Raw genomic sequence first — 26,815 nt, 5'->3', positions numbered from 1 at the left:
TGTTATGAGCGAACCGGCTTATTCAAGATGCACGCAAACCCGAAAATTCGGGGTTTATGCCGGCAAGCTCATAGTCAAGCACCCTGTTGAACAGAAAACAGGGTGTTTTTTTCTTGCAAAAAAAGAAGGGGGGATCAGCGGTGAAATGGGATTTACTGACGACATCACAGCTTAGTGAACAAGAAATACAGGAAATTATTCTGTCTGCGGGTGAATTTGCCAGCGGGAAGACATGGCAGCCAAAAGAAAAACTGTACATCAGCAATTTATTCTACGAGCCAAGCACAAGGACAAAGTCCAGCTTTGAAATGGCTGAACGCAAGCTTGGACTCGAGGTGATTCCGTTTGAGGTCCAGACATCCAGTGTACTAAAAGGCGAAACTTTGTATGACACCGTTAAAACACTAGAAGCGATTGGCACCGACGCACTTGTAATCAGGCATAGTGCAGATAATTATTTTTCTGAACTCGAAAATGGGATATCGATTCCGATCATCAATGCCGGTGACGGAAAAGGGCATCATCCTACACAGTCATTGCTGGACCTAATGACCATCCAGCAAGAGTTCGGCAGTTTTAAGGACCTTACAGTTACAATCATCGGTGATATTCTCCATAGCCGTGTAGCGAGGTCAAATGCAGACGCACTAGTCAGACTTGGAGCAAAAGTTATTTTTTCGGGTCCTGAAGATTGGGTGGATCAAAACAACCTTCCCGCAGGCTGCTGCTATATGTCAGTAGAAGAGGCCATTAAGTGGGCAGATGTGGTGATGCTCCTTCGTGTCCAGCATGAACGGCATGATGGCAAACTTCTGTTTGATAAGAATGAGTACCACCGAAACTATGGTTTAACGATTGAGAGAGAAAGGCTTATGAAAAAGGGAAGCATCATCCTCCATCCTGCACCAATCAATCGGGGCGTCGAAATCGCAGATGAATTGGTTGAAAGTCCAAAGTCACGGATTTTTAAGCAAATGGAAAATGGCGTGTACATCAGAATGGCAGTGTTAAAGAGAGCACTTGAGAATAGGAATGGGGGAATGAAAAATGACAATGTTGATCAAAAATGGCAGATTGCTTACTGAAACAGGAACTGAGTTAACAGATATTTTGATAGAGGACGGAAAAATTGCTGCAATCGGATCTGGAATCTCTACGGATGCTGAGCAAATTATTGATGCTAAAGGAAAGCTGGTTGCACCAGGATTTGTAGACCTGCATGTGCATCTGCGCGAACCGGGAGGGGAGAAAAAAGAAACGATTGCTACGGGTACACTGGCTGCTGCAAAAGGTGGATTTACCACTGTTGCTGCAATGCCGAACACTAGGCCGGTGCCCGATTCAAAAGAGCGGATGGAGTGGCTTCAGAAGAGAATCCAGGAAACAGCTTCCGTAAGAGTCTTGCCATATGCGTCCATTACTGTGCGCGAGCTTGGCCAGGAACTGACCGATTTTGAAGGTTTAAAAGAAGCAGGTGCATTCGCATTAACGGATGATGGCGTTGGTGTCCAGTCAGCAGGAATGATGCTTGAAGCAATGAGAAGAGCTGCAAAGCTTGATATGGCAATAGTCGCACATTGCGAAGACAATACTTTGATCAATAAGGGTTCTCTCCATGAGGGCAGGAAAGCCGCTGAGCTGGGAATCAACGGAATCCCGTCAGTATGTGAATCTGTACATATAGCAAGAGACATTCTGCTCGCGGAAGAGGCAGGATGCCATTACCATGTTTGCCACATCAGCACGAAAGAATCAGTCAGAGCAGTCCGGGACGCGAAGCGATATGGCATAAAGGTTACAGCAGAGGTAACGCCGCACCATTTGCTTTTGAATGAAGATGATATAACCGGAAATGATGCCAACTATAAAATGAATCCACCGCTAAGAAGCCAGGCAGACCACGAGGCATTGGTCGCAGGACTGCTGGACGGGACGATCGATTTTATCGCGACTGACCATGCACCGCATACAAGTGAGGAAAAAGCAGAGGGAATTGAAATGGCGCCATTTGGGATTGTCGGCCTTGAGACAGCATTCCCACTCTTATATACACATATGGTCAAAACAAACATTATTAGCTTAAAGCAGTTGATAGAGTTTTTGACTGTCAAACCTGCAAATACATTCGGACTGCCTTATGGAGAACTGAAGGCTGGTGCACCAGCAGATGTTGTATTGATTGATCTTGATGAAGAAAAAGAAATCAATCCAGAAGAATTTTTATCCAAAGGCATAAATACACCATTCGCAGGCTGGAAGTGCAAGGGATGGCCAGTACTGACGATTGCTGAAGGAAAAATTGTCTGGGAAAAGGGAGTTGTGAGGGTATGAAAAAGCAATTGATCTTGGAAGATGGCACGGTATTTGTTGGTGAAGGCTTTGGCAGTGAAACGGAGACGATGGGTGAGGTTGTTTTCAATACAGGTATGACCGGCTATCAGGAAATCCTGTCCGATCCATCATACTGCGGACAAATTGTGACGCTGACATACCCGCTAATCGGTAATTATGGAATCAATCGGGATGATTTCGAATCAATCAACCCAGCTGTCCAAGGTCTTGTCGTGAAGGAGAATGCTGAATTTCCTTCCAACTGGCGCTCTGAACTGTCTTTGGACGCTTATCTAAAAATGAAAAACATACCTGGCATAGCCGGAATCGATACAAGGAAGCTGACAAAAATCATTCGTCAGCATGGAACATTAAAAGGATCAATCTGCGGGATGGAAGAAAATCCGGATGAAGTCATTGCGGCATTAAAAGGCAGAATCCTGCCGAACGACCAGGTCAAGCAAGTTTCAACAAAAACACCTTATCCTAGCCCAGGACGCGGCCATAGAGTCGTGCTGGTTGACTTCGGCTTAAAGCACGGAATCCTACGGGAACTGAATGACCGAAACTGTGATGTAATCGTAGTACCTTACAATACAACTGCCGAAGAAATTCTCAGCTTGAGTCCGGATGGCATCATGCTTTCAAATGGACCTGGGGATCCAAAGGATGTTCCGGAGGCAATCGAAATGATTAAGGGTCTGCTAGGCAAGGTACCGCTATTTGGGATATGTCTTGGCCACCAGTTGTTTGCGCTTGCCTGCGGTGCAAATACGGAAAAAATGAAATTCGGTCATCGGGGGTCCAATCATCCTGTGAAGGATTTACGGACTGGGAAAGTAGCGCTGACCTCGCAAAACCATGGGTATACAGTTACTGAAGATTCTGTCACAGGGACAGAGCTTGAGGTTACACATATAGCATTAAATGATGGAACGGTTGAGGGTCTGGCCCATAGAAATGCCGCAGCATTCACTGTCCAATATCACCCTGAAGCTTCACCAGGACCGGAGGATGCGAACGGATTATTCAACCAATTCATCGAGTTAGTAGAAGCAGAAAAAAAGGAGGCAGTCACAAATGCCAAAGCGTAAAGATGTTAACAGTATATTAGTCATTGGGTCAGGCCCAATCATCATCGGCCAGGCAGCGGAATTCGATTATGCAGGCACACAGGCATGCATCGCACTCCGTGAAGAAGGCTATAAGGTCATCCTCGTCAATTCGAATCCTGCAACCATCATGACTGACACGGAAATTGCGGACGTCGTATACATAGAGCCGCTTACTCTTGAGTTTGTGGCAAGGATCATCCGAAAGGAGCGTCCGGATGCCATCCTGCCGACACTCGGGGGGCAGACAGGACTTAACCTCGCAGTTGAGCTGGCTAAATCAGGTGTTTTGGATGAATGTGGCGTGAAGATCCTCGGAACAAAGCTAGAAGCGATCAACCAGGCGGAGGACAGGGAGTTATTCAGGGACTTGATGAACGAGCTCGGACAACCGGTCCCTGACAGCGACATCATTCACAATCTAGAAGAGGCTTATACCTTTGTGGAGAGAGTCGGGTATCCAGTGATTGTCCGCCCTGCTTTTACAATGGGAGGCACTGGGGGCGGCATCTGCAGCAACGAAAAAGAATTGATTGAGATCGTGACGAGCGGCATAAAAAACAGTCCTGTAGGACAATGCTTGCTTGAAAAGAGCATAGCCGGGTTCAAGGAAATTGAATATGAAGTGATGCGTGACAGCAATGATAATGCCATAGTTGTCTGCAACATGGAAAACTTTGATCCTGTAGGAGTCCATACAGGGGATTCCATCGTCGTGGCGCCAAGCCAGACTTTGAGTGACCGTGAATACCAGCTGCTGAGGAATGCCAGCCTGAAAATCATCAGGGCCCTGAAGATCGAAGGCGGTTGCAATGTCCAGCTCGCACTTGACCCTGATAGCTTTAACTACTATGTAATCGAAGTGAATCCGCGAGTCAGCCGATCCTCTGCCCTGGCATCAAAAGCGACGGGCTATCCAATTGCCAAGCTTGCAGCGAAAATCGCTGTTGGTTTGACACTCGATGAAATGCTGAATCCGGTTACGGGAAAAACATATGCCTGCTTTGAACCTGCGCTTGATTATGTTGTAACAAAAATCCCGCGCTGGCCATTCGATAAGTTCGAATCAGCGAACCGGACACTTGGAACCCAAATGAAAGCAACTGGTGAAGTCATGGCAATCGGCCGTACTTTCGAAGAGTCGCTGCTTAAAGCGATTCGTTCTCTTGAAGCTGATGTAATTCACCTTTCTTTGAATAATCAAAGCGAAATCAACGATGAATTGCTTGAGAAGAGAATTCGCAAGGCCGGTGACGAGAGATTATTTTACCTTGCAGAGGCTATCAGAAGAGGCATTTCAATTGAAACTTTACACAGCTGGAGCAAGATCGATTTATTCTTCCTTCATAAATTAGAGAGATTAATAGCTTTTGAGCAAGAGCTTGCAAAAAAGAAGTTTGACCCGGAAACAGCCAGATCAGCAAAACGCAAAGGCTTTTCAGATAAGGTAATTGCTGAACTGTGGAACGTGGAAGAACAGGAAGTATACCAGTGGCGGATTGAGAACAGCCTGACCCCTGTATTTAAAACGGTCGATACTTGTGCCGCTGAGTTCGAATCAGAAACTCCATACTTCTATAGCACATATGAGGAAGAAAATGAATCAGTGGTGACAGAAAGGGAAAGCGTCATTGTACTGGGGTCCGGGCCGATCAGGATCGGACAGGGAATCGAATTCGATTACGCGACTGTCCATTCCGTTAAGGCCATCAAAGAAGCTGGGTACGAGGCCATCATCGTCAATAACAATCCAGAAACGGTCTCTACGGATTTTAGCATCTCGGATAAATTGTACTTCGAACCTTTGACCATTGAGGATGTCATGAACATTATCACTCTTGAAAAACCAATTGGAGCAGTCGTCCAATTTGGCGGGCAAACTGCAATCAACCTGGCCTCAAAGCTTGTAGACAGGGGAGTGAAGATTCTCGGAACAAGCCTTGAGGATCTGGATCGAGCTGAGGACCGTGACAAGTTTGAACAGGCACTATCCGGCATGCAAATCCCGCTTCCAAAGGGAAGTACAGCAAAATCAGTAAAAGAAGCAGCGTTGATTGCATCAGAAATCGGCTACCCAGTTCTTGTGCGTCCATCGTATGTACTCGGCGGCAGGGCAATGGAGATTGTCTATAAGGAAGAAGAACTTCTTCATTATATGAAAAACGCGGTAAAGATCAACCCGGAATATCCGGTGCTGATCGATCGTTATCTGACTGGGAAAGAAGTAGAGGTTGACGCGATTTCCGATGGAGAAAACGTATTGATACCAGGCATTATGGAACATATCGAAAGAGCCGGTGTCCATTCGGGAGATTCGATCGGTGTCTATCCGCCTCAAAGCCTTAGTAAGGATGTAAAACAAAAGCTGGTAAACTATACGATTGATCTTGCAAGAGGGTTGAACATTGTCGGTCTGCTGAATATTCAATATGTCATTGCTAATGAAGAAGTCTATGTGCTCGAAGTGAACCCTCGCTCCAGCCGTACAGTACCATTCCTGAGCAAAATCACGAATGTTCCAATGGCAAAAATCGCAACTAAGGTTATCCTTGGCCAGAGCCTGCGTGCGCAAGGATATGAAACCGGTCTTGTACCTGAGCAAGAAGGAGTTTTTGTTAAGGTACCGGTGTTCTCGTTAGAAAAATTGCGTAGGGTAGACATTACACTAGGGCCGGAAATGAAGTCTACCGGAGAAGTCATGGGCAAGGATACAACCCTGGAAAAAGCTTTGTATAAGGGCATGATTGCTGCCGGCATGAAAATCAAAGAGTTTGGTACAGTCCTGCTAACTGTGGCAGATAAGGATAAAGAAGAAACATTGGCACTGGCAAAAAGATTCTCGAATATTGGCTATCAGTTGATGGCTACAGAGGGGACAGCCAAATATTTGGAGACTGCCGGCATTAAAGTGAAAACAGTCGGAAAAATCGGTGCTGAAGGACCGAACCTGATCGATGTGATCCGTAAGGGAGAAGCACAGATGGTCATCAACACGCTGACAAAAGGCAAGCAGCCAGAACGTGATGGATTCAGGATCCGCCGAGAATCCGTAGAAAATGGTGTGCCATGCCTGACTTCGCTTGATACAGCAAAAGCGATATTACGAGTCATTGAATCTATGACATTTTCAGCAGATGCACTAAAGCCGATGGAGCAAGCCAAAGAAGGTGCTTTTTCATGATCGTGCAGGAAAACTGCAAAGTAGTGAGCAACAGACAGATTGCAGAAAATATTTTTGAGCTCGTTCTAAGCGGTGAACTTTCTGCGGCTATGTCTCAGCCAGGCCAATTCGTCCATGTTAAAGTTGGGGAAGGTTTCGACCCGCTTTTGCGCCGGCCAATCAGCATTGCTTCGATCAATGATGGCACATTCACGATTATCTACAGGAGGCAGGGAAGGGGAACCGCCCTGCTAGCCGAAAAAACCCCAGGGATGTCAGTCGATGTCCTGGGACCGCTGGGTAATGGCTTTCCGGCAGGAGAAGCCAAACAGGGGCAAACGGCAATCCTTGTTGGCGGTGGAGTTGGAGTCCCGCCTATGTATGAACTGGCTAAGCAGCTTGCCCGAAATGGAGTTAAAGTCATAAGCATAATTGGATTCCAAACAGCCAGTGCAGTTTTTTACGAAAAAGAGCTGTCCGACTTTGGTGAAGTGTATGTTACAACTGTTGATGGCACATATGGCCGAAAAGGTTTCGTTACTGATGTTCTTAGCGGTTTGGAAGCGGATATTATTTTTGCATGCGGTCCGACACCCATGCTGAGAGCCGTTGAAAATGGTAATTATGCATCTAAAACCTACCTTTCACTAGAAGAACGGATGGGGTGCGGAATCGGTGCTTGCTTTGCATGTGTTTGCCATACGAAGGATGATCCACAGGGCTTCACGTATAAAAAGGTCTGCAGCGATGGACCAGTTTTTCAAGCAGGGGAGGTTGTCATATGAGTTCGCTATCAATCCAGCTGCCAGGGTTAAATCTGAAAAATCCAGTTATGCCTGCTTCAGGCTGCTTCGGCTTTGGCAGGGAGTTCAGCCAGCTGTACGACTTGAGTCTTCTAGGGGCAATCATGATAAAGGCTACGACACCAGAACCGCGCTTTGGAAACCCGACGCCGAGGGTTGCCGAGACGCCAGGCGGAATGCTCAATGCCATCGGCCTCCAGAACCCCGGCTTAGAGAAAGTGTTTAATGAAGAACTTCCATGGCTTGAGCAGTTTGATGTGCCGATCATTGCGAATATCGCTGGTTCAACGGAGGATGACTATGTAAAAGTAGCAGAACAATTGTCCAAGGCTCCGAATGTCCATGCCCTTGAACTAAATATATCATGTCCAAATGTAAAAACAGGCGGGATCGCATTCGGCACGGATCCGGATATGGCTAAGGCCCTGACCCGGAAGGTAAAAGATGTGTCTGAAGTGCCTGTTTATGTAAAGCTTTCTCCTAATGTATCTGACATTGTCAAGATCGCCAGGGCAGTTGAGGATGGAGGAGCGGATGGGATAACAATGATCAACACTTTGCTTGGCATGAGAATTGACCTGATGACAGGGCAGCCGATCCTTGCGAATAAAACCGGCGGCTTGTCCGGCCCTTCCGTTAAGCCGGTAGCGATCAGGATGATCTATGAAGTCAGTCAGCACGTATCCATCCCGATCATCGGAATGGGGGGGATCCAATCGGCTGAGGACGTGGTCGAGTTTTTCCTGGCCGGTGCAAGTGCGGCAGCGGTAGGAACCCAGAATTTCGTGGACCCTTTTGTATGCCCGAAAATCATCGAGGAATTGCCGGAATGGCTGGCTAAGCTCGGGGCAGACCATATTTCTGAATTAACGGGGAGGAGCTGGAAAAAGAATGAGAGACTCGCTTATTATCGCCCTTGATTTCCCGAACAAGGGACACGTGCTTGAGTTCCTTGAACCATTTGAAAATGAACAGCTTTTTGTAAAAGTTGGAATGGAGCTTTTTTATGCCGAAGGGCCGTCGATTATTGAGGAGTTGAAGAAGCGGAATCATAAAATCTTCCTTGACCTGAAGCTCCATGACATTCCTAATACAGTAAAGAGTGCGATGAAGGTGCTCGCTGGAATGGGGTGTAACCTTGTGAATGTCCATGCTGCTGGAGGTTCGGACATGATGGCAGCAGCGATCGAAGGCCTTGATGCAGGCACTCCGGCGGGCCTTAAGCGTCCTGATTGCATTGCGGTCACACAATTGACAAGTACATCTGAAATCCAGGTCAATTCTGAACAGCTGATTGGGGTATCGTTACATGAGTCCGTACTAAATTATGCGGCACTGGCTCAAAAGTCAGGGCTTGATGGTGTGGTCTGTTCCCCTCATGAAGCCAGTTTCATTCATGGCCAATTGGGTCAGGAATTCTTGAGCGTAACACCGGGGATCCGCCCAGCTGAAAGTGCGCTTCAGGACCAGAAACGCACGGCTACTCCTGAATTTGCGAGGAAACAAGGTGTATCCGCAATCGTGGTCGGAAGGCCAATTACACGAGCAACTAATCCCCTGGAGAGCTATCTGGCAATTAATAATGAATGGAAGGGTGTAAATCAATGAAAAGAGAAATAGCAGAAGCATTGCTTGAAATCGAAGCTGTCAGCTTGCAGCCTGACAATCCATTTACATGGTCTTCGGGACTGAAATCACCGATTTACTGCGATAACCGGCTGACTCTGTCTTTCCCTTCCATCCGCAGAAGAGTGGCTGAAGGATTGAAGAGTTTGATTGTTGAGTATTTTCCCGATGCTGAGATGATCTCGGGAACGGCCACGGCAGGAATTCCGCATGCCGCCTGGGTCAGTGAACTGCTTGAATTGCCGATGAGCTATGTTCGCTCGAAAGCAAAGGGACATGGAAAAGGGAATCAGATTGAGGGGAAGGTGTATGAGGGCCAGAAGGTCGTCGTTGTCGAGGATTTAATCTCCACAGGAGGAAGCGTTATTGAAGCAGTCGAGGCGTTGCGAGAAGCAGGCTGCGAAGTTCTAGGGGTTGTCTCGATTTTTACATATGAATTGGAAAAAGGTGCTCAGCAGCTTAAATCCGCGAATATCCAAGCGTACTCTCTGACTGACTTTTCAACTCTTGCGAACGTAGCGGAGAAAAAAGGTTTGATCAGCAAAGAGAGCCTGGAAAGTCTGGCCGAATGGCGGAGGGACCCTGCAGAATGGGGAGCAGCTAAGAATAAATAAAGGACATGCAGCCAGCAAAAGGCTGCATGTTTTCATACAATCCTATTTAGTAGTCAATAGCAACAAAGTTTGAGAAAAGAGACTAAATGATATACGGCTTGGCTTATTGTAATGATCGTTCAAATCCTATTTGCTATTGGATAACTCGTCTTTATCATCTGCCATCGGTGGTCTCTCAAGCCAGCCGTTTTTTATTAAAAGCTGGGCCCCATCTTCTGCATATAACCCGATTTCTGTAACAAGGCCTGTGTACTCCAAAGCAAGATCCCGCCTTTGTGATACTGACAAACCTGCGGAATAAAACCCAATAGCGGCAGAAATTAATGTTTCGATGTGGAATAGCATCAGTTTGTCTGAAAAGGGTGGTACAGTTGAATTAGTAACTTCTGATATCCATAAATTTGGAGAGGATAAATTGTCTTTAATCAAAAAGGACCTGAAAGTCTCGAAATGTTTCTTACAGATATCCCTTCCTTTGTTAAAATATTTCTGAAGTTCTTTAGATTTGCACACTTGTGCAAATCCAATTTCTAACACAATTTTCACTGCAGTCTTTTGCATATTGAAACTTAGTCCGCTGATTTCCATCGCATTTAATGGTCGCTTTTTTCCAAACCAGCCAGTTAGATAGCTTTTATCATGTACGAAGTCTGCTTTTCCTGGACTATTGATATGTGGTGTTCTGCTGTATAAGCCTTTTTTAAGCATTAAGTGTACAGTTCTTTCGTATAATTCCATTGCTTCTTTATTGCATTCAATAAAATAGGTGATTTGGTCAGCGCGGACAGAAGTACCCACTGCTCCAGCATAACCTGTCATTCCATGCAATGTCATGATATGCATATATACCAACATAAAGGTATCTGAAAATAAAGGAGGAGCATTCAGGTTAATATCCTGATCTATTGTGAAACCTTTTGGGCACGGGTAATTTTCTTGCTTTAGAAACTCTTTGACTTTTACAATGTGATGTTCAGCAAGGCTAAGGGCAAATTGAAGGATTTCCTTAATGTCTTCATCTTGAACCGTATTAATGGAATGGTTTAGTATGCAAATAGATAACGAATCATTCATATACTGATTCCAAAGATTTGCTAATTCTCCTGATGACAGGCTAACTTTATGGTTAATATCTTCCACGAAAAATACCTCCAACTTTAAATCCACAATCACTTGTTCGTATGTATTTTTATGATTACAAATTTGACGTCATTATATTATTCGGAGATAAATACCTTTTTATCCAATAACATTTTTCTGCTCGTAAAGAGAAACTGTAAATCGAATTTAAGAATTTCCTAGAATTCAAAAGTAACAATCAATGCGAAAACAGATTTTAATGTTCTGCAAATGAAAATAAGCTGGCCTTCAGTTTGGCAATATGCCTTAAGAATATGTTTCAATAGTAATATAACCCAATAGTATTCACCGGGGATCTAGTAGAGGGGATGGACGAATGGATCAAATCCTTCAATTGATGAAAAACATTGATAGTAGTCTCCACTACTATATTGACGAGTATGGTGCAGCCATTTATATACTATTGTTTTTGATTGTTTATTTTAAAACGGCTTTTGTTATTCTGACCTTTTTGCCAGGGGATTCAATGGTTTTCGCGAGCGGTAATCTGGCGGCTACCGGAGATTTAGATGTAGAAAGCTTGTTTTTCCTCTTTGCAGCCGCAACTGTTTTGGGTGACAGCCAGAATTTTTTTATTGGAAAGCAGCTTGGGAAATTGAACTCCGAAAACCAATTTCTATACCGTCTAACATCAGATAAATCGATTGGAAAGGCCAAAAGCTTTTTAGCGAATTATGGGAGGGTTGCCATCACCTCCTCAAGGTTTGTCCCGCTCATGAGAACCTCTGTCCCATTTGTTTCAGGATACACAGGATATGAATTTAGAACCTTCTTAAGCTACAATTTAATTGGCGGAATGACCTGGACTGCGTTCTGGTTATCAGCAGGTTTTATACTGGGGAATATTGCCTGGGTAGAGAATAACTTATTCCTCACCCTGCTGATGGTATCTTCTACTGCCTTCATTCCTGCAATCATTGGTTTCATAAAACAATATAGAAAAAAGAAAGAAGCAGTAGCCTGATGGCCTGACATATATCAGTGCAGCGATTGTAATAATCAAAACCCGCCTGTTGAAAACAAGGCGGGTTCTTGATATTACTGTTTCAATTTTAGAATCATATCTTCATCTGGTGTGACGTAAACGGTCTGCTGCTGTTCATAAATCACGAACCCAGGCTTTGCGCCGGCTGGCTTCTTCACATGGCGCACTTTGGTGAAGTCGACAGGAACAGAGCTGGAATTCCGTGCTTTGCTGAAGTAGGCCGCAATTTGCGCTGCTTCGAGAATGGTTTCTTCAGCTGGCTCTTTGCTGCGGATGACCACGTGAGACCCCGGGATATCCTTTGTGTGAAGCCATATTTCATCCCTGGCTGCCACCTTATTCGTTAAGTAATCATTTTGCTTATTATTTTTTCCGACCAGTATTTCTGTATCATCTGAAGATCGGTATTTTTCAAGCTGCGGCTTGAGGTTTTGCTTATTTTTATTACCTTTTTTTTGCCGGGCCCTGATGTATCCGCCCTCTATCAATTCTTCCCTGATTTCCTCTATATCCTTTGGTGAAGCCGCTTCAACCTGCTGCAGGAGAGAATCGAAGTAGAAAACCTCTGCTTTTGCTATTTCTATTTGTTCTTTTACAATATTGACGGAGTTCTTGGCCTTTTGATACTTGGTGAAGTATCTCTGGGCGTTTTCAGAAGGTGTTTTTCGCGGCTCAAGCGGAATCGTGATTGAAGAGCCGTTCTCGTCATAATAATTAACAACGGTCATTTCCTTCATGCCTTTTTTGGCCATAAAGATGTTAGCGGTCAGTAGCTCTCCATATAATTGATATTGCTCAGCCTTTTTCGCATCTTCAAGAGTCATCTCCAGCTTTTTGATCTTCTTCTCATTTTTCTCCTTTTCATTTGCGATCAGCCGCTCAAGATCATTTCCCTGCTGTTTGACCCGGTCACGTTCCGCCTTGCCAAAATAAAAACGGTCGAGAAGGCTGCTCAGCGAATCAAATGTTTTTGCATCACCGTTCAAATGCTCCAGCGGCATCAGGTAAAAGGCTTCTTTAGTACTGCCAATCGTAATGGAAGGATTGTAATTATGTTTCCCTAGTTCACTCATCACAGAGATGAAGGCCTTAGGAATCGTGGTTCGGTTTGCAAGGCCTGCTTTAAAGACTATTTCCCTGGCCAGCACCGGTGACACACCCGCAAAATTGGAAACTAGCTGCTTATCGATTTTCCCAGCGTTAAAATCAATAAGCCTTAAGACATCTTCTTCCTGTGCCTCAAACGGGTTCATTTTTTTCTGCTGCGGAGGCATTACGTACTCTTGCCCGGGCATGATCGCCCTGTGTGTATTCACAGCGAATGAAACATGCTTGATGCTATCTAGAATCATGTTTCTTTGTTTATCGACGATGATGATATTGCTGTGGCGTCCCATGATTTCGACAATCAACTGTTTGTAGGAGATATCGCCGATTTCGTTTCTCCCTTTTACTTCAAAAATAATCATACGGTCCAGGCCGGCCTGTTTGATGTCTTCAATAATGGAGCCTTCAAGGTGTTTACGCAGAAGCATACAGAACATTGGCGGCTCATTAGGGTTATCATATTGCTCGTTTGTGATTTGGACTCTTGCGTAGCTTGGATGAGCAGACAAAAGGAGTTTATGGTTAATTCCGTTTGCCCTCACAGCCAGGATTATTTCATTTTTATAAGGCTGGTGAATTTTATTGATTCGTCCCCCTTTAAGAAGGGTAGAAAGTTCGTTTGTAATGGCTCTTGTAAACAATCCGTCAAATGACATGTGAAATACATCCTTTTCTATTTATCTGAAGCCTTGCCGGGGCTGAACAAGGCGCTTCCGCTTTTATATTGTCCAGCTGCGGCTCCTAACTCCTTGAGACGTTTCGGTCCTGCCAATGAAGTCAAAGAACGACTTCACTGTCAGGCCCTCCGTGGCACACGATGTGCTAGACCCGCCAGCCACAGGACGTGGCGTTAAAGGCGGGCAGCGCTTGTCGGAGTTGGGCAGTCGCCTTCGCTTTTCTATTCTATAAACATCTTATCATTTTTTTGGACAGGGCTGAATAAGCTTTCTTTAGAGTAGGACAAACAAGGAGGAAGTGTGATGGCCCCATGAAGTTCCATGAGATGAATGAAAATGAAATAGCTAGTGCCTTAAGAACAGATTTTACAGAAGGATTGGAAGAAAAGGAAGTAAAACGCAGACGTGATCAGCATGGATATAACGCATTGGCCGAGGGGGAGAAGCAATCGGCCCTGTTATTATTCTTCAGCCAGTTTAAGGATTTCATGGTACTGGTGCTCCTTGTAGCTACGTTGATATCAGGACTTCTCGGAGAAATGGTCGATGCGATCGCTATCATTGCCATTGTTCTTGTAAATGGTGTTTTAGGGTTTTTCCAGGAAAGAAAGGCGGAAAAATCACTTGATGCCTTGAAAGAGCTTTCCGCTCCGCAAGTCCATGCTTTGCGTGATGGCGAGTGGACCAAGATTCCGTCAAAGGAAGTCGTACCTGGAGATATCCTTAAATTTATAAGCGGGGACAGGATTGGGGCGGATATCCGCTTGATTGAATCCAGAAGTTTGGAAATTGAAGAATCAGCCCTGACGGGGGAGTCTGTCCCCGTACAGAAAAATACAAGTCCGCTGAGGATTCCTAATCCGGGACTGGGTGATATGGAAAATATGGCGTTCATGGGCACGATGGTCACAAGGGGAACTGGAACCGGTGTTGTCGTTGCTACAGGCATGAAAACTGCAATGGGCCAGATTGCTGACTTGCTGCAAACAGCTGAAGCACAGGAAACACCACTTCAGCGCAGGCTTGAACAACTAGGTAAAATCCTGATTACGGCAGCTCTTTTCTTAACCTTATTGGTAGTAGGAATTGGAGTGCTCCAGGGGCATGACCTATATACAATGTTCCTGGCAGGGGTCAGTTTGGCGGTTGCCGCCATCCCGGAAGGTCTGCCGGCAATTGTTACTGTTGCACTGTCACTGGGTGTCCAGAGAATGATCAGAAAGAATGCGATCGTCAGAAAGCTTCCGGCAGTGGAGACACTGGGCTGCGCATCCGTTATTTGTTCTGACAAAACGGGAACGATGACTCAAAACAAAATGACCGTTACTCATCTGTGGAGCGGCAATAAAACCTGGACTGTGGATGGAGTGGGATACTCACCAACTGGATTATTCTTTTATAAAGACAAAAGCGTGGATCCGCATAGTGAAAAGTCATTGCAGCAACTGCTGACATTTGGAATGCTTTGCAATCACGCTGAAATGATTGATAAAGATGGCGAGTACACAATTGATGGTGACCCTACTGAAGGTGCTCTGCTGGTAGCAGCAATGAAAGCGGGTTACAGAAGGGAAAGCCTGCTGGACCAGTTTGAAATTGTTAACGAGTTCCCTTTCGATTCCAAACGGAAAATGATGAGTATGATCGTGAAGGATAAAACTGGACGGAAATTTGCTGTTGTTAAAGGTGCACCGGATGTCCTGATTGGGTTAAGTGATTCAATTCTATGGGATGAAAGGCAGCAGCGCCTGACAAAAGATTTGACTGCTAAAGTCCAGGGGGCGATTGACGAGCTGGCTGGAAACGCATTAAGAACAATTGCCATTGCCTTCAAACCTATTCCGCAAAACACTGTCGTCCTTCATGAAAATGAAGCCGAGAAAGACCTTGTTTTCATAGGATTGCAGGGTATGATCGACCCGCCGCGTCCTGAGGTGAAAACAGCTGTAAAAGAATGCAGCGACGCAGGTATTAAAACCGTAATGATTACTGGTGACCATGTCATTACAGCGAAGGCGATTGCTAGTCAGTTAGGAATATTAACCAAAGGCAGCAAAGTTTTGGATGGCAAGGCATTATCCGAGTTGTCTGTTACAGAGCTAGAGGATATCGTCGAAGATGTTTCGGTTTTTGCGAGAGTTTCGCCTGAACACAAACTTAAGATTGTAAAAGCTTTGCAAAATAGAGGACATATTGTTGCGATGACTGGTGATGGCGTAAATGATGCGCCAGCGATTAAAGCTGCGGATATAGGGGTGGCTATGGGGATAACAGGTACAGATGTAGCAAAAGAAGCATCTTCCCTCGTACTCCTGGATGATAACTTCGCCACAATTAAAGCAGCCATTAAGGAAGGCCGGAACATCTATGAAAATATCAGGAAGTTCATCAGATACCTCCTGGCTTCCAATGTTGGGGAGATTTTAGTCATGCTGTTCGCGATGATCCTTGGTTTGCCTCTTCCACTCGTGCCGATCCAGATCCTCTGGGTGAATCTAGTGACAGATGGCCTCCCTGCGATGGCATTAGGACTTGACCAGCCTGAGGATAATGTGATGAAAAGGGAGCCTCGCCATCCTAAGGAAGGGGTATTTGCCCGGGGGTTAGGCTGGAAAGTCGTGTCAAGAGGTTTCCTGATTGGATTGATGACTCTGATTGCCTTCATGATAGTCTATAATAGAAATCCGGACGACTTGGTATATGCACAGACCATTGCGTTTACTACACTCGTGATGGCACAGTTGATTCACGTATTCGACTGCAGGAGTGAAAAATCAATCTTCGCCCGCAACCCTTTTGAGAACAAATATTTAGTTTGGGCCGTTATTTCTTCCTTGGTCATGGTCCTTGTTGTGATCTATTCGCCAGTGCTGCAGCCAATATTCCACACTGTTCCAATAATGGCGATGGATTGGTTATTGATCCTTGGTTTATCGGCAATTCCTACATTTTTGCTTGCGGGAACATTTTTTGCAAGAAAAACAAAGAGAAATATGATATAATCCGTTAGGTAATAGAGAAGGCTCTATTGCCTTTCTTTTTTTTACTAATACTTTCGTAATCTTTCCTGCATTTACAGCTAACAATCTTAAGCTTGGAAGTTCCTTTCGAGGGAAGGAGCGGAGTTGAAAAACATAAATTAGATTTTACATAAATGAATAAGCCTGTTCCACGGGGTCTACAGGAAACTCGACTTTTTAGAAAGAATGGATGTGTCTGAAATGGTCGTCAGTATGACTGGGTTTGGAAGGAGCAGGACTGAATCTGACAGGTTCAGTGTCACAGTCGAGGTCAAAACGGTCAATCACCGTTTTTGTGAATTCCATATTCGCATGCCCCGGCAGCTCCTGAAAACGGAAGAAAAAATAAAAAAGAAACTCGGCGCACATATAAAAAGAGGGAGAGTCGAAGTATTTGTAACTTTGGAGGGCGAAGGCATAGTTAGCCGAAGTGTACATATTGACTGGGAAGCCCTGGACGAATTAGTCCATCACATAACTGAAATCAAGAACAGGTACAGCATTGCGGGGGATATTGAGCTCCGTGATATTGTCAGCAGGCAAGAAATCATCCATATTGAGGAAATAGAAGCTGAAAATGAAGAACTTGAACTTCTTCTCCTTTCAGCCGTTGAGGATGCAGGGGGCCAACTGGTCCAAATGCGTATGCTGGAAGGATCAGCACTTGAAAAGGATGTATTGCAGCATATCCAGCAGTTAAAAGAAAACATCACGAGTGTGAAAAAGCTGGCGCCGAGTGTTGTAGAGCAGTACCGTGAAAGGCTTCAGAAGAAAATGGCTGAATTGACGGATAGCCAGGCAGGTGAAGACAGAATCCTTACCGAGGTTGCCTTCTTTGCGGATAAAGCTGATATCAGTGAAGAAATTGCCAGGCTTGAAAGCCATGTAAGTCAATTCAAAGAAATATTGAAGGCGAATGAGCCTCTTGGCAGGAAACTCGATTTTCTGCTTCAGGAAATGAATCGCGAGGTCAACACGATCGGTTCCAAGGCGAATGATTCAAGAGTTGCCAGGGAAGTAGTCGAGATGAAAAGCCTCTTGGAAAAGGTTAAGGAACAAGTGCAAAATATAGAGTAGCGTTTAGAAAGGGTCTAAAAAGGCCAAAATAAATAACTGATGATTGGGGGACCATCATGGCAATAAAGCTTATAAATATAGGCTTCGGCAATATTGTTTCAGCTAACAGGATCATCTCGATCGTAAGTCCTGAATCAGCTCCAATAAAACGGATCATCCAGGACGCACGCGACCGTGGGTCATTAATAGACGCAACATATGGAAGAAGGACGAGGGCTGTTATAGTCATGGACAGCGACCATGTCATCCTCTCTGCGGTACAGCCGGAAACAGTAGCACACCGCCTGAATGACCGTGATGATATTATTGATGAAGGGTAGGACTATTTAATGCAGGAAAAAGGATTGTTGATTGTTCTTTCAGGGCCATCAGGTGTTGGCAAAGGAACGGTCCGGAAAGAATTATTTTCCCAGCACGATACAGCTTTTGAGTATTCCGTGTCCGCGACAACGAGGCTGCCGCGTGAAGGAGAGCAAAATGGAGTAGATTATTTCTTCAAAACCAGGGAAGAATTTGAAGAAATGATCAAACAGGACCAATTGCTAGAGTATGCAGAGTTTGTTGGCAATTATTATGGGACCCCAGTTGAGTACGTCCGCGAAACGCTCGATGCGGGAAGGGATGTTTTCCTTGAAATTGAAGTTCAGGGAGCAAGCCAGGTAAGGAGGAAATTCCCTGAGGGACTTTTCATTTTCCTAGCGCCGCCCAGCCTTTCAGAACTTGAAAACCGGATCGTGACAAGAGGCACAGAAACAGAAGATATCATCAAAGGCAGGATGAAAGCTGCTAGAGAAGAACTCGAAATGATGGAATTATACGATTATGTTGTTGAAAACGACCATGTTGAAAACGCGGCACAGCGAGTTAAATCAATCGTTGTTGCGGAACACTGCCGCAGGGAACGAGTTCAACATCGTTATAAAAAAATGCTGGAGGTAGAATAAATGCTTAACCCTTCTATTGACTCTTTAATGACAAAAATTGATTCAAAATACTCATTGGTATCGGTTGCGGCAAAACGCGCACGCAGCATGCAGGTCCATATGGATGCTAAGTTAGATAAGTATGTTTCCCACAAATTCGTCGGCAAGGCACTCGAAGAGATCAACGCAGAAAAGCTTCATTTCAAGACAGCAGGAAGCCATGAAGAGTTAAATATCAACGAATAACACCGCGATAACAACCTATTTATTGGGTTGTTATTTTTTTGTTTAGACGTTACTGGCAAATAGAATGGTTCTATAAGCCCGAAACGGGAACTTTGCTTGAAAAAAGGTCACATAGATACAATCTATAAACCCAATAAAAATGGGCATAGTCCAGGTAGGTCATAACGTAAGGCTCTATACATGTCACAGCGAGTACATTAAAGCAGCTGTCTTGCCTATTTCATGCTTAATCTGTGAAAAAATGTTATAGTTCAATCATAATGATAGTTTGTTGTAAAATGGGGGTTCTCTGACATGCTGAACGGTAAAAAAATTCTATTGTGCGTGACCGGTGGGATCGCTGTATATAAGGGTGCTGCGCTGACGAGCAAGTTGACACAGGCCGGCGCTGAAGTGAAAGTGATCCTTAGTGATTCTGCAGCTAAATTCGTTACTCCGCTCACTTTTCAGGCATTGTCCAGAAGTGAAGTTTATACATATACATTCGATGAGAAAAATCCGGAAAATATCGCCCATATCCATTTAGCTGATTGGGCTGATTTGATCATAATAGCCCCGGCAACTGCCAATATCATCGGCAAGCTTGCAAATGGGATTGCTGATAATATGATATCTACTACACTTCTCGCCGCGACAGCACCTGTGTGGGTGGCGCCAGCGATGAATGTTCATATGTACCAGCATCCTGCTGTCATGAAAAACATGGAAATTTTAAGAAGCTTCGGTTATGAATTTATCGAACCCGGAGAAGGGTATCTGGCATGTGGTTACACAGGCAAGGGCCGTCTTGAGGAACCTGAGACAATCGTGGACCTTGCTGGCCAGTTTTTTGCTAATAAGGGCGGCGATCTATCAGGTCAAACTGTCTTGGTTACTGCGGGCCCTACAAGAGAAAAAATCGATCCTGTCCGCTTTCTGACCAACCATTCAACTGGCAAGATGGGCTATGCAATCGCAGGGGAAGCTGTGAAAATGGGGGCAAGGGTTATCCTTGTTTCGGGGCCGGTCAACCTCGAGCCTCCAACCGGAACCGAATTGATTAAAGTGGAAAGTGCAGAGGATATGTACCAGGCTGCCCTGGCGCATTTTGATAAAGCAGATGTCATGATTGGTACCGCAGCCGTCGCGGATTACCGGCCGAAATATATCTATGAAGAGAAAATGAAGAAAAAAGAAGGCGACCAGGCTCTTGAGCTTGAAAGGACGAAGGATATACTGTTTGAACTCGGACAAAGGAAAACGAGCCAGGTGATTGTAGGGTTCGCAGCTGAAACCAATGATGTCGAAAACCATGCGAAGGGCAAGCTTGCCAGAAAAAATGCAGACATGATTGTGGCGAATAACGTCAAACAGGAAGGCGCGGGCTTTGGTGCTGACACCAATATTGTCACCATTTACAAAAAGGATGGTACGTCCGTCGAGCTGCCTTTGATGTCAAAATCAGATGTAGCCCGAAAGATCCTTGCCGAAGTCATTCACTGTTTTAAAAAGGATGAAAGCTTATGAATATAGCAAGCGTTATTGTCGATGTGCCTGCAAAGCAAACTGACAAAACCTTTGACTATAAAATACCTGAAAAATTCAAAGATGTAATCAAGCCTGGGACAAGGGTCATCGTACCGTTTGGTCCAAGAAAAATCCAGGGATTTGTCAGGGACCTTAAGAAAGAGTCCAGCTTCTCTAAGCTGCGCTCAATCATCGAACCACTTGATTTGACACCCGTACTGAATGTAGAACTTCTCGAACTGGGGGACTGGCTGACTGAACATACACTAAGCTATAAAATCTCCTCTTACCAGGCAATGCTTCCAGCAGCGTTGAAGGCAAAATACGAAAAGAAAATTGTGCTTGCAAAAGGGACAGATATAACTGATCTGCCTGGAAATTTAATAGAGTTGTTCAGGGAAAATAATGAAATTAGCTGGGAGGATGCCGTTACCAAGGGTCTTGTACAGCAGCTGCAAAAGGAGGCGTCGTCTGGCAGGGTAGAGGTAGTTTACCAGGTGAAGGACAGAGTGCGCAAAAAGCTGCTCAAACATGTTTCACCTTCAGTTGAGCCTGTTCAGCTCAGGGAGGCAAGGGACAAACTTTCACCACAGGCGTCAGGACAGCGATCTGTACTTGATTTCTTTCTGGAACATCCAGAACCTGTGGAACAGAGACTGCTGCTCTCCAGTCTTGGAATCTCCCAGGCGTCAATACAGTCACTAGCTAAGAAAGGTATGCTGAAAGTAGAAGAGCTGGAGGTATACAGGGACCCATATTCAGAACGGGAATTTGAACGGAAAATGGCTCTCGAACTGACAGTTGAACAAGAAAAAGCGATTGGCCCCATCCTTTCTGCAATTGAAAAGGACTTGCATGAAGTCTTTCTTTTATATGGCGTAACAGGCAGCGGTAAAACTGAAATTTATTTGCAGTCCATACAGGAGGTATTGAGTAAAGGCAAGGAAGCGATTGTGCTTGTGCCGGAAATCTCATTGACGCCGCAAATGGTTACGCGCTTCAAGGAGCGATTTGGTGATCTGGTGGCTGTCATGCATAGCGGTCTGTCTGCGGGTGAGAAGTATGATGAATGGCGGAAAATCCAGCGCAAGGAAGTAAAAGTGGTGGTAGGAGCCAGGTCGGCGATTTTTGCCCCATTCGAGAATATCGGAATCATTATCATCGATGAAGAGCACGAAACGAGCTATAAGCAAGAAGAGAACCCAAGATACCATGCAAGGGACGTAGCGATCCAGAGGGCTAAGACAAATGCTTGTCCAGTCGTCCTCGGCAGTGCGACTCCCTCACTTGAATCATTTGCCCGTGCACAAAAAGGAAGGTATACTTTGCTCTCTCTCCCCAAGCGGATGAATAATCAGGCGCTGCCAACCGTTGAAATCGTCGATATGCGAGAGGAATTACGAACAGGAAACCGATCGATGTTTTCGGTAAAGCTTTTTGAAAAGATAAAAGACAGGCTTGAGAAAAAAGAGCAGACCGTCCTGTTTTTAAATAAACGCGGGCATTCGTCGTTTGTGATGTGCCGTGATTGCGGATATGTCATGAACTGTCCGCATTGCGATATCACACTGACATACCACCGATATAATGAGCAGATGAAATGCCATTATTGCGGTTACGAAGACAGGGTGCCGACTATTTGTCCTGAATGCAATAGTGAGCATATCCGCTATTTCGGGACCGGGACACAAAAGGTTGAGGAAGAACTGTTGAAATTGATCCCTGAGGCGAGGATCATCAGGATGGATGTCGATACAACTGGCAGGAAAGGTTCACATGAAAAGCTGCTCACGGCATTTCAGGAGGGTCAGGCGGATATTTTACTCGGTACGCAAATGATCGCAAAAGGGTTGGATTTTCCAAACATTACATTAGTAGGTGTCCTTTCAGCAGACACTATGTTGAACCTGCCCGATTTCCGGTCTTCGGAAAAGACCTTCCAGCTATTAACACAAGTAAGCGGGAGGGCTGGAAGACACAAGCTTCCCGGAGAGGTAGTCATCCAGACTTATACACCCGAGCATTACAGTGTTGAGCTTGCCGGGACACAGGACTATGACAGGTTTTACCAGCAAGAGATGCTGATGCGGAAGGTTCACCAGTACCCGCCGTTTTACTATCTTTCACTTGTGACAGTCAGCCATCAAGAATTGATGAAAGTAGTGTCAGTTACGGAAAAAATTGCGAAGTTCATCTCTTCCAGGCTGTCGAATGAAGCAGTTGTACTGGGACCTGTAGCATCGCCAATACCACGGATCAACGATAGATATCGCTATCAATGTCTGATAAAATACAAAAAGGAACCAGAACTGAAGAACGCCCTAAAAACCATACTTGACCATTACCAGCAGGAAACAGGGACAGGGGGTTTGCAGATTTCTGTCGACCTAAACCCCTATATTTTGATGTAATGATTCCTTTTTAAGCAGTTTTTTTTCGAGTGAAAATCTTTTTTATACAACAAGCCGGCCCGGACCCAGTTGTCGAGGAAACTACGCATTGTGAGGCCATATGAAGCAGCAAAGTTTACGAAACAAGTTTTCAGTAAAGTTTATGAAAAAAGTTGAATGAACAAGCTAATACTAATATTTAAATGGATTTATTGGAGGATTTATTTTGGCAGTAAGAAAAATAGTAACTTATCCAGCGGACATTTTGGAGCAGGAATGCGAAAAGGTCACAGTTTTCGATAAAAAACTGGCAAAGCTGCTGGATGACATGTATGATACAATGATTGAATTTGATGGCGTCGGCCTGGCCGCTCCTCAAATAGATATAAAGAAACAAATTGCGATTGTCGATATCGATGATGAGCACGGTACGATTGAATTGATCAACCCTGTTATCATGGAATCTCGCGGTGAGCAAACTGGACCTGAAGGGTGCTTGAGTTTCCCGGGATTATACGGGGAGGTCTCACGTCCGCATTATGTGAAGGTAAAGGCCCAGAATCGCAAAGGGAAAAGCTATGAACTAGTAGCAGAGGAGTTTTTAGCAAGAGCAATCCTCCATGAGATTGACCATTTACACGGAGTGCTATTCACCACCAAGGTGTCTAGATATATTGAAGAAGCTGAGTTAGAGGAGTTGAACCAGGAATGACAAGAATCGTATTTATGGGGACTCCGGATTTTTCTGTCCCGGTTTTGAAGAGATTGGTCGATGAAGGCTATGACGTAGTCGGAGTTGTTACCCAGCCTGACCGCCCAGTTGGAAGAAAACGGGTCATGACTCCGCCTCCGGTAAAAGCAGAAGCGCTGAAACATGGCATTACTGTTTATCAGCCGGAGAAAATACGCCAGGAGGAGGAACTCGATAAAATTCTGGCCCTTGAACCAGAATTAATTGTCACTGCTGCGTTTGGACAAATCTTGCCAAACAAACTCCTTGAGGCACCAAAGTTTGGCTGCATAAATGTCCATGCATCCCTTTTGCCAGAGCTGCGAGGCGGTGCTCCAATTCACTACGCCATCATCCGCGGCAAAGAAAAAACAGGTATAACGATTATGTATATGGTAGAAAAGCTGGACGCTGGCGATATCCTGACACAGGTTGAAGTACCAATTACCGATACAGATACAGTTGGATCTTTGCATGATAAAATGAGCTCAGCTGGTGCTGATCTCTTGTCAGAGACAATTCCCAAGCTGTTAAAAGGGGAGATCACTCCGATTCACCAAAACGATGAAGATGCTACCTTCGCATGGAATATCAAGCGCGAACAGGAAAAAATTGATTGGAACCGAGCTGGCGCCGAAATTTATAACCATATCCGCGGCATGAATCCGTGGCCCGTTGCCTATACGACTATGGATGGATCGGTGATGAAGATATGGACCGCCGAAAAGGTAAGTTATACAGGAAACGACCAGCCTGGTACGATTGTCAAAGTTGAAGAGGATGGTTTTGTTGTTTCGACTGGTGATGAAACCGCAATAAAAATCACAGAACTTCAGCCAGCCGGCAAGAAAAAGATGGATGCGATGCAATTCTTGCTGGGGGCAGGGGCAAACTTACAGCCAGGCGTTAAGTTAGGAGACATCCATGAGTAAAAAGAAAAATGTCAGGGATACAGCATTGCAGCTACTTGAAACAATAGAGAAGAACCTGGCCTACAGCAATCTGCTCTTGAACAATGCGATTGAAAAAAATGAAATCAGCCCGATTGACGTAGGCTTGCTGACAGAATTGGTATATGGCACGCTTCAGCGGAAAATGACCATCGATTTTTACCTTAAGCCATTTATCGAAAAAAATAAAAAGCTTCAAAGCTGGGTCATCAATCTGCTTCGTATGACACTGTACCAGATGGTCTACTTGGATAAAATTCCGGAAAGAGCGGCTATATATGAAGCAGTGGAAATTGCAAAACGCAGGGGACATAAAGGTATTGCCAGTCTAGTGAATGGTGTGTTGAGAAGCATCCAGAGAAATGGACTGCCTTCACTTGATGCCATCACAGATCCTGCTGAAAGAATTTCCATCGAGACTAGCCATCCATTGTGGCTCGTAAGAAGGTGGGTCAACCAATTCGGTGTCGAAAAGACACAGGAAATGTGTGAAGTGAATTTAACTGCTCCGCTCCAGACAGGCAGGGTCAATTTGACGAGAATCTCCCGGGATGAGTGTCTTGACCTTCTTGAGGAAGAAGGATTTGATGTAGAACCAAGTCCGATTCTCCCAGAAGCAATCAAGTGTCTCCGGGGCAATCTGGCTTCATCCAAAGCATTCAAGTATGGCTTGTTAACCATCCAGGATGAGAGCTCAATGCTGGTTGCCCATGCTCTGGGCATCAAAGAAGAAGAAGTGATTCTTGATGCATGTGCAGCACCGGGCGGGAAAACTACTCATATCGCCGAGAAGCTGGGAAATAGCGGGAAGGTGATTTCTCTTGACCTGCATGAGCACAAAGTGAAGCTAATCTCCGAGAATGCGGAGCGCTTGGGTCTCGAAAATATTGATGCTCAAAAAATGGACAGCCGCGAGGCCGCCGACCAATTTGAAAAAGAATCTATCGACCGGGTTTTGCTTGATGCACCATGCTCTGGGCTGGGAGTGATGAGACGAAAGCCGGATATGAAGTATACTAAGAAGGAACAGGATTTATCACAGCTGCAAACCATACAGCTAAGCCTGCTCGAATCAGTGGGCCCTCTTTTAAAATCTGGAGGGACACTTGTATATAGTACATGCACGGTTGACCGTGAAGAAAACCAGGAAGTAATTGAAAAATTTTTAAGCGAGCATCCTGAATTCGAAGGAGATACAACATTTGCAGAAAGAATGCCTGAGACAATCAAACCAGTGATCAATGGATTTGATGTGCAGATTCTTCCGCAGGACTTTGGCTCTGATGGGTTTTATATTGCTTGTTTAAGAAAGAAGGTGGAATAACATGGAACAAGAAAAAACAACAAGAAATGCAGCAACCGAGGATACAGCGAAAAAGTCCATTTATTCACTTCAGCTTGATGAACTGAAGGACTGGCTGAAGGAACAAGGAGAAAAACCATTTAGGGCAGAACAAATCTTTGACTGGCTCTACAAAAAAAGAGCCACCTCTTTTGAGGATATGTCCAATTTGGCAAAGCCTTTGCGGGACAAGCTGGACGAACATTTTGTCCTGACAACATTGAGTACAATCATCCAGCAGACATCATCTGACGGAACAATTAAATTTTTATTTGAACTGCAGGACGGTGTATCCATTGAAACAGTCCTCATGCGGCATGAGTATGGAAACTCTGTCTGTGTAACTACACAGGTTGGCTGCAGGATCGGCTGTACTTTTTGCGCATCTACACTTGGCGGCTTAAAAAGGAATCTGGAAGCAGGAGAAATCGTGGCCCAGGTCGTAAAAGTACAACAGGCACTTGATGAGACGGATGAGAGAGTAAGTTCAATTGTCATCATGGGTATCGGAGAACCGTTTGATAACTATGACAATATGCTTTCATTCCTGAAAATTATGAACCATGAAAAGGGTATGAACATTGGTGCACGCCATATTACCGTATCTACAAGCGGGATTATCCCTAAGATCTATCAATTTGCGGATGAAAATATGCAAATAAATTTTGCGATTTCTCTGCACGCGCCAAACACTGAATTGCGCAGCAGGCTGATGCCAATCAACAGGGCTTACAAGCTTCCTGATCTGATGGACTCCGTTCGTTATTATGTGAACAAAACTGGCCGGAGAATCAGCTTTGAATATGGGCTGTTTGGGGGCGTAAATGATCAGGTTGAGCACGCTGAAGAGCTCGCAGAACTTGTTAAAGGTTTGAAGTGCCATATCAATTTAATTCCGGTCAACTATGTACCTGAGCGTGATTACGTAAGGACACCAAAGAGCCAGATCTTCAAATTCGAACGGACACTTCGAGACCGTGGAGTGAATGTGACAATCAGAAGAGAACAAGGGCATGACATTGAAGCAGCTTGCGGACAACTTCGGGCAAAAGAAAGAAAAGAAGAGACGAGGTGAC

At 44.9% G+C, this 26,815-nt stretch carries 23 protein-coding genes; 21 read left to right on the top strand and 2 right to left on the bottom strand.

Translation table 11 applies throughout. The features are described 5' to 3' along the window. Positions 1-4 precede the first annotated feature (4 nt). From J7E37_RS04590 to pyrE, 9 genes are read left to right on the top strand one after another with little or no spacing between them, the layout of a single operon-like run. The gene (locus tag J7E37_RS04590; RefSeq protein WP_215022724.1) at positions 5-175 is read left to right on the top strand and encodes a hypothetical protein; all 171 of its coding nucleotides are present in this window, start codon (positions 5-7) and stop codon (positions 173-175) included. After that, complete coding sequence (locus tag J7E37_RS04585) at positions 141-1,085, top strand: aspartate carbamoyltransferase catalytic subunit (RefSeq protein ID WP_215022722.1); 945 nt, start codon at positions 141-143, stop codon at positions 1,083-1,085. Before J7E37_RS04590 ends, J7E37_RS04585 begins: the two co-directional genes overlap by 35 nt. Then, on the top strand, positions 1,048-2,331 hold the full coding sequence (locus tag J7E37_RS04580) for a dihydroorotase (RefSeq protein WP_215022720.1): 1,284 nt from the start codon (positions 1,048-1,050) through the stop codon (positions 2,329-2,331). Before J7E37_RS04585 ends, J7E37_RS04580 begins: the two co-directional genes overlap by 38 nt. After that, positions 2,328-3,425 carry a carbamoyl phosphate synthase small subunit gene (locus tag J7E37_RS04575; protein ID WP_215022718.1) on the top strand — a complete coding sequence of 366 codons (1,098 nt, stop codon included), beginning with the start codon at positions 2,328-2,330 and terminating at the stop codon, positions 3,423-3,425. Before J7E37_RS04580 ends, J7E37_RS04575 begins: the two co-directional genes overlap by 4 nt. Then, positions 3,412-6,624: a carbamoyl-phosphate synthase large subunit gene (gene carB / locus J7E37_RS04570; RefSeq protein ID WP_215022716.1), complete on the top strand. Its 3,213-nt coding sequence runs from the start codon at positions 3,412-3,414 to the stop codon at positions 6,622-6,624. The genes J7E37_RS04575 and carB overlap by 14 nt, the downstream gene beginning before the upstream one ends. Beyond that, positions 6,621-7,388, top strand: a complete 768-nt coding sequence (locus J7E37_RS04565) for a dihydroorotate dehydrogenase electron transfer subunit (protein ID WP_215022713.1) — start codon at positions 6,621-6,623, stop codon at positions 7,386-7,388. Before carB ends, J7E37_RS04565 begins: the two co-directional genes overlap by 4 nt. Next, complete coding sequence (locus tag J7E37_RS04560; protein WP_215022711.1) at positions 7,385-8,326, top strand: dihydroorotate dehydrogenase; 942 nt, start codon at positions 7,385-7,387, stop codon at positions 8,324-8,326. The genes J7E37_RS04565 and J7E37_RS04560 overlap by 4 nt, the downstream gene beginning before the upstream one ends. Further along, a complete protein-coding gene (gene pyrF / locus J7E37_RS04555; RefSeq protein WP_215022709.1) occupies positions 8,298-9,014 on the top strand; it encodes an orotidine-5'-phosphate decarboxylase in 717 nt (238 codons plus the stop codon). Before J7E37_RS04560 ends, pyrF begins: the two co-directional genes overlap by 29 nt. Continuing rightward, the gene (gene pyrE / locus J7E37_RS04550; protein WP_215022706.1) at positions 9,011-9,646 is read left to right on the top strand and encodes an orotate phosphoribosyltransferase; all 636 of its coding nucleotides are present in this window, start codon (positions 9,011-9,013) and stop codon (positions 9,644-9,646) included. Before pyrF ends, pyrE begins: the two co-directional genes overlap by 4 nt. A 126-nt stretch (positions 9,647-9,772) precedes the next feature. Here the strand turns inward: pyrE and J7E37_RS04545 are convergent, their stop codons facing one another. Further along, positions 9,773-10,786 carry a DUF3231 family protein gene (locus J7E37_RS04545; protein WP_215022704.1) on the bottom strand — a complete coding sequence of 338 codons (1,014 nt, stop codon included), beginning with the start codon at positions 10,784-10,786 and terminating at the stop codon, positions 9,773-9,775. Between the two features lie 316 nt (positions 10,787-11,102). On the opposite strand from J7E37_RS04545, the gene J7E37_RS04540 reads away from it, so the two are divergent. Continuing rightward, positions 11,103-11,750, top strand: a complete 648-nt coding sequence (locus tag J7E37_RS04540) for a VTT domain-containing protein (RefSeq protein WP_215022702.1) — start codon at positions 11,103-11,105, stop codon at positions 11,748-11,750. A gap of 74 nt (positions 11,751-11,824) precedes the next feature. Here J7E37_RS04540 and J7E37_RS04535 read toward each other — a convergent pair whose 3' ends face one another. Then, the gene (locus J7E37_RS04535; RefSeq protein ID WP_215022700.1) at positions 11,825-13,534 is read right to left on the bottom strand and encodes an Rqc2 family fibronectin-binding protein; all 1,710 of its coding nucleotides are present in this window, start codon (positions 13,532-13,534) and stop codon (positions 11,825-11,827) included. A 332-nt stretch (positions 13,535-13,866) separates the two neighbouring features. Between J7E37_RS04535 and J7E37_RS04530 the strand changes: the two genes are divergently transcribed. The 11 genes from J7E37_RS04530 to rlmN all read left to right on the top strand — a co-directional run bounded on the left by J7E37_RS04530 (position 13,867) and on the right by rlmN (position 26,814). After that, entirely contained in the window at positions 13,867-16,557 is a 2,691-nt protein-coding gene (locus J7E37_RS04530) for a calcium-translocating P-type ATPase, SERCA-type (RefSeq protein WP_215022699.1), read from the top strand. Between the two features lie 219 nt (positions 16,558-16,776). After that, positions 16,777-17,652 (top strand): YicC/YloC family endoribonuclease, encoded by an 876-nt coding sequence (locus J7E37_RS04525; protein WP_214777724.1) that lies wholly within the window; start codon positions 16,777-16,779, stop codon positions 17,650-17,652. Positions 17,653-17,708: 56 nt separating this feature from the next. Beyond that, on the top strand, positions 17,709-17,972 hold the full coding sequence (gene remA / locus J7E37_RS04520; protein ID WP_023614949.1) for an extracellular matrix/biofilm regulator RemA: 264 nt from the start codon (positions 17,709-17,711) through the stop codon (positions 17,970-17,972). A 9-nt stretch (positions 17,973-17,981) separates the two neighbouring features. Further along, a complete protein-coding gene (gene gmk / locus J7E37_RS04515; protein WP_192470294.1) occupies positions 17,982-18,596 on the top strand; it encodes a guanylate kinase in 615 nt (204 codons plus the stop codon). Then, positions 18,597-18,821, top strand: a complete 225-nt coding sequence (gene rpoZ / locus J7E37_RS04510) for a DNA-directed RNA polymerase subunit omega (protein ID WP_041965989.1) — start codon at positions 18,597-18,599, stop codon at positions 18,819-18,821. A 294-nt stretch (positions 18,822-19,115) separates the two neighbouring features. Continuing rightward, a complete protein-coding gene (gene coaBC, locus J7E37_RS04505) occupies positions 19,116-20,327 on the top strand; it encodes a bifunctional phosphopantothenoylcysteine decarboxylase/phosphopantothenate--cysteine ligase CoaBC (RefSeq protein ID WP_215022696.1) in 1,212 nt (403 codons plus the stop codon). Beyond that, complete coding sequence (priA, locus tag J7E37_RS04500) at positions 20,324-22,738, top strand: primosomal protein N' (protein ID WP_215022694.1); 2,415 nt, start codon at positions 20,324-20,326, stop codon at positions 22,736-22,738. Before coaBC ends, priA begins: the two co-directional genes overlap by 4 nt. A 205-nt stretch (positions 22,739-22,943) precedes the next feature. Further along, complete coding sequence (gene def, locus J7E37_RS04495; protein ID WP_214777246.1) at positions 22,944-23,429, top strand: peptide deformylase; 486 nt, start codon at positions 22,944-22,946, stop codon at positions 23,427-23,429. Next, positions 23,426-24,379 carry a methionyl-tRNA formyltransferase gene (fmt, locus tag J7E37_RS04490; protein WP_215022692.1) on the top strand — a complete coding sequence of 318 codons (954 nt, stop codon included), beginning with the start codon at positions 23,426-23,428 and terminating at the stop codon, positions 24,377-24,379. Before def ends, fmt begins: the two co-directional genes overlap by 4 nt. Beyond that, positions 24,372-25,721, top strand: a complete 1,350-nt coding sequence (rsmB, locus tag J7E37_RS04485) for a 16S rRNA (cytosine(967)-C(5))-methyltransferase RsmB (protein WP_215022690.1) — start codon at positions 24,372-24,374, stop codon at positions 25,719-25,721. The genes fmt and rsmB overlap by 8 nt, the downstream gene beginning before the upstream one ends. Before the next feature lies 1 nt (position 25,722). After that, positions 25,723-26,814 carry a dual-specificity RNA methyltransferase RlmN gene (gene rlmN / locus J7E37_RS04480; protein WP_214777240.1) on the top strand — a complete coding sequence of 364 codons (1,092 nt, stop codon included), beginning with the start codon at positions 25,723-25,725 and terminating at the stop codon, positions 26,812-26,814. Position 26,815: the final 1 nt, after the last annotated feature.

This window comes from Bacillus sp. ISL-39, assembly GCF_018613295.1.
Taxonomy (GTDB): Bacteria; Bacillota; Bacilli; order Bacillales; family Cytobacillaceae; genus Mesobacillus.
This window is presented reverse-complemented; position numbering and strand designations above follow the sequence as displayed.